The sequence below is a fragment of the Moorena sp. SIO2C4 genome (assembly GCF_010672485.1).
Lineage (GTDB): Bacteria > Cyanobacteriota > Cyanobacteriia > Cyanobacteriales > Coleofasciculaceae > Moorena > Moorena producens.
Genome location: NZ_JAAHGN010000673.1, coordinates 1 through 4,171, shown reverse-complemented (window position 1 = coordinate 4,171; position 4,171 = coordinate 1). Strand labels below are relative to the sequence as shown.

Genomic DNA, 4,171 nt, shown 5'->3' with positions numbered 1-4,171 from the left:
TGGAGTAATATCTAGGATATGCTGACGGACTCACGTTATAGGAAAAGATATAGCTGTAAGTAGTAATGAATAAGTCTAAAACTCGGGGGTTCGCCCCACAGTCGGAATGGAATAAGGTCAATTGGCGAAAGCTAGAAATAACCTTATTTAAGTTACAAAAACGGATATACCGAGCCTCACAACGTGGTGACGTCCGCGTGGTAAGAAAACTACAAAAAACTTTGATGAAGTCCTGGACTGCCAAAATGATTGCGGTGCGTCGGGTAACACAGGAGAACAAAGGTAAAAAGACTGCCGGAATAGATGGGGTCAAAGCTTTAACCAATAAGCAACGCCTCATCTTAGTAGCCAACCTAAAGGTCTCCAAAAAGGCACAACCAACCAGAAGGGTTTGGATACCTAAACCTGGACGGACGGAAAAACGCCCATTAGGAATACCGACCATGTATGACCGTGCATTACAGGCACTTGCTAAACAGGCACTAGAACCTGAATGGGAAGCCAAATTTGAACCTAATTCTTATGGGTTCAGACCAGGGCGCTCATGTCACGATGCCATCGAAGCAATATTCAACAGTATCAATAGAATGCCCAAATGGGTATTAGATGCTGATATAGCCAAATGCTTTGAAAAAATCAACCATGATGCACTTCTAGAAAAATTAAATACTTACCCATCCATGAGAGGATTAATAAAGTCCTGGTTAAAAGCCGGTGTGATGGATAAGGGAACATTCTCATTTACAAATGAGGGAACTCCGCAAGGGGGTGTAATATCACCACTTTTAGCGAACATAGCCCTCCACGGAATGGAAAAAAGAATCAAACAATTTGCCGAATCCTTAAAGGGAAGTAAAAGAGACAACAAAAAGGCACTAAACTTGATTCGATACGCAGATGACTTTGTCATAATGCACAAAGACCATTACGTGGTAGAAGAATGTCAAGAAGTCATCAATAAATGGCTGAAAGACATGAGTTTGGAATTAAAACCAAGTAAAACAAGGATTACCCACACATACCACGGATTTGATTTCCTAGGATTCAACATTCGTCACTACCAAGTAGGTAAACACCAATCAAAACAAGGTTTTAAAACCATCATCAAACCATCCAAGGAAAAAGTCCTAGAACATCATAAACAGCTTTCCAAGGTCATAGACCAACACAAGGCTGCCCCTCAGGATGCTTTAATAAGACACCTAAAACCCATTATACGTGGATGGTGTAATTACTACAGCTCAGTATGTAGTAAAGAGGTTTATAGCAAACTCGATAGCATGCTCTGGAACAAACTCCAAAGATGGGGTTATAGGAGGCATCACAATAAATCAAAAGCCTGGGTAACCAGCAAATATTGGGGAACCATTGGTGAGGATAACTGGATATTCATGACAAATAAGGAGAATTACCTCCCAAAACATGCCAAAACAGGAATCATCAGGCATAAAAAAGTCAAAGAAGCCAGAAGCCCCTATGATGGAGACCTAATTTACTGGAATAACAGAATGAGCAAACATCCTGAAAGGACCAGTCAAAAGGGAAGACTTTTGAAACGGCAAAAAGGGAAATGCGCTCATTGTGGTCTCACTTTCCGGGATGGAGATTTATTGGAAAAACACCATATAGTACCACGCGCTCTAGGTGGAAGTGACCTAGATAAAAATCTAGAATTACTACACCTACATTGTCACGACAAAAAACACGGAACAAAAATCAATTCCTCAGAATTAGATAAAAATCCGTTCTAGAGGTACCAATGACAAGGGTTCCTATGATGAGGAGCCGTATGAAGGTAAACTTACACGTACGGTTCTGGAGACGAGTCAGTGGGGTGACTCACTGACTTAGTTTAATAAACCAAACGTGTAAGACGTATCGGTGCTTTTGTATTTACATCCAGCATTTTATCGAGTAGTTCCTCATTATCATCTTCAATATCCACGGAATGAAAAATGCCAGCATTATTAATTAGGCCATCTATCCTATGAAAGACATCGAGTGTTTTTTTAATCCATTCATGTTCTGTATTTGGATCAGCTGAATTATAAGAAACCAATAACACCTTATCCTTTGGCAGTTCTAGAATATCTTTGGTTACCCGATCTAAGTCTCTGACGCCAAGGCTGAGAAAAAAGCCATATTCATAGAGTTTGAGTCCAATTGCTTTGCCTATGCCGCGATTAGCACCTGAAATCATCACAACTTTTGCCATGGTCTTTTTATAAAAGCTTTGCCTGCTTATTCATAACAGCTTTTAAACATCTTTGCCGATAATCAGCATAATAATGGTCAGTATAGCCTTCTTGCAATTTGGTGAGAACCCATAGTAATTCCCTGAGCAGGATGGCATCTTGGTGAATGGCGAGTTTATCTCTATTCAGAGATATTTTTGAGTATGCTTGAAGAAACAGCTCAGTTTGCTGGTTATCGAGATGGTGGAAATGGATAAATGCAGCAAGATCAGAATAAAGATCATTCATTCCCGCCATTTCCCAGTCCATAAATATAGTTTTTTGACCTTTCAAAAAATTTCCGTAGTGAAGATCGTTATGGCAAAACTTGATGTCACTCGATTGATGGTACACATCTAATTTATTTCGTATTGTTTCAAAAAAATCTTTAATTTTTATTGTATCATTAGCATTATATTTTTTTAATGAATGCCAGTATCTATCAAGTAAATCTTGAATATGATAGGTATGACTAATCGGGGAAAGTTCATGAATTTTACGGATAGATTCCCCAAAACTCTTCAGTGCTGCTGCAGTTCTGATTTCTTGAAAAGTCCAGACTGGCGCATCAATAAATTCAGTAATTATTGAGTGGTTTTTGGGGTCAAATGCGATCGGCTTCACTCCAAGATCTGCACGATATGCTTTTTTGATAATTGCATATTCTACTTGTCTGTTAATTTGCTGCACTTCTGATGTATGACAAACTTTGATAACAAAAACTCCACTATCTGTATAAACTTTAAAATTTTGGTTATTTTTACCTTCGGTTAATTTTTCAAGCCTGCTAATAGCTACCTTTTTTAGGGAAGGGAGATTTGAAAATACCTGCTCTACAACAATCCGATCGGATTTGTAAAATTCAAAGGGCTGAACACCTGATTCTGCGAAGGTCAGGGTTTCAGAAATTATTTCCGACTGCTGTAGTTGATTCATGAGGATTCCCTTGCCTATTTCTAATTGTTGACTTTTAAAGCTGAGCTATGGTGACTGCTAATGCTGACGGGGTGACAAACAGCGTTAAAAATCTTACTGGGTGTGGGGTGTGGGGTTTTGGGTGTAGGGAAACATCAGGAGCTGGCCAGTTTGGTAGCGATGCAGCTTCGGAACAGGGGAGCCAGTGAGGCCAAAGGGGGTTCCCCCCATGAGCAACTGGCGTGGTTTCCCCCACTCGCGCTTTGCATCAAGAAGAGACGGTTGAATCAGGTTTCAGACCGTTCGCGCAGCGTGGCCTAAAGGCCAAGGAAATTGCTGGGGTTACTCCAAATTCCCTGTCTTGATGCAGTCGCTCATGGGGGAAACCCCCAAGACCGCGCTGCATCGCTTCTATTTTCCCCACACCCCACACCCTTGCACCCTACACCCTGTCTAGTTTTTAGCCTTGTTGTCACCCCCTCAGGTCTGCAGACTCTAGCTGACATAACTCCAGTTGTGGGAGTCTGGTAGGTACCCAGGGTGGTAAGCTCATCTCAATTTGGTATAGATTGTAACTTAAAAAAATCTAATTAAAGCAATTTTTCTTCAAATTGGAAAAAATTTAGGTGCGACCCAAGGCCGTGAGCAATCCCTCACGGCCTTGGAGGCGCGCACCTAGTATTTTGAGCAAGAAAGAATAAACCGTTGCGAACGCGCCCCGCGTCGGCGAAGCCGAATTGCCATTAGGATTTTTCAGATTTCTCAAATCACATTCTCAATAATTCCGAGATTATTGAGAATGTAGGGGGCTTATTGACATTGACGCAGCAGATTTCAGGTTTGTGACACTATATAGCAGTCGAAGTAAAGCTTAAGACATATTTCTGCTCCGAACGCGCCCCGCGTGGCCTACGGCCTTAGTCCCTACTCCCTGCTCCCTTTCAACCAAAATACTCTGTCCTAAACTATACTTCGGTTGCTATAAAAGTTCTTTGATAGCGTTTCTCATAGCTATTAGGTGA

Annotated in this window: 4 protein-coding genes; 1 reads left to right on the top strand and 3 read right to left on the bottom strand. The window is 41.1% G+C overall.

The annotated features are described in order from the left end of the window. Positions 1-65 precede the first annotated feature (65 nt). Positions 66-1,751, top strand: a complete 1,686-nt coding sequence (gene ltrA, locus F6K20_RS26930; protein WP_353736837.1) for a group II intron reverse transcriptase/maturase — start codon at positions 66-68, stop codon at positions 1,749-1,751. Positions 1,752-1,852: 101 nt separating this feature from the next. On the opposite strand, the gene F6K20_RS26925 is transcribed toward ltrA, so the two are convergent. The 3 genes from F6K20_RS26925 to F6K20_RS26915 all read right to left on the bottom strand — a co-directional run bounded on the left by F6K20_RS26925 (position 1,853) and on the right by F6K20_RS26915 (position 3,573). Then, positions 1,853-2,215, bottom strand: coding sequence for an SDR family NAD(P)-dependent oxidoreductase (locus F6K20_RS26925; RefSeq protein ID WP_287255186.1), 363 nt, complete (start codon positions 2,213-2,215; stop codon positions 1,853-1,855). A 7-nt stretch (positions 2,216-2,222) separates the two neighbouring features. Then, the gene (locus F6K20_RS26920) at positions 2,223-3,170 is read right to left on the bottom strand and encodes a choline kinase family protein (RefSeq protein ID WP_287255184.1); all 948 of its coding nucleotides are present in this window, start codon (positions 3,168-3,170) and stop codon (positions 2,223-2,225) included. Positions 3,171-3,417: 247 nt separating this feature from the next. Then, positions 3,418-3,573, bottom strand: a complete 156-nt coding sequence (locus tag F6K20_RS26915; RefSeq protein WP_229419856.1) for a hypothetical protein — start codon at positions 3,571-3,573, stop codon at positions 3,418-3,420. Positions 3,574-4,171: the final 598 nt, after the last annotated feature.

Excerpts from the sequence above, each read along its gene's own strand:
- ltrA (WP_353736837.1), top strand. The coding sequence starts at position 66 with ATGAATAAGTCTAAAACTCGGGGGTTCGCCCCACAGTCGGAATGGAAT.
- F6K20_RS26920 (WP_287255184.1), bottom strand. The coding sequence starts at position 3,170 with ATGAATCAACTACAGCAGTCGGAAATAATTTCTGAAACCCTGACCTTC.
- F6K20_RS26925 (WP_287255186.1), bottom strand. The coding sequence starts at position 2,215 with ATGGCAAAAGTTGTGATGATTTCAGGTGCTAATCGCGGCATAGGCAAA.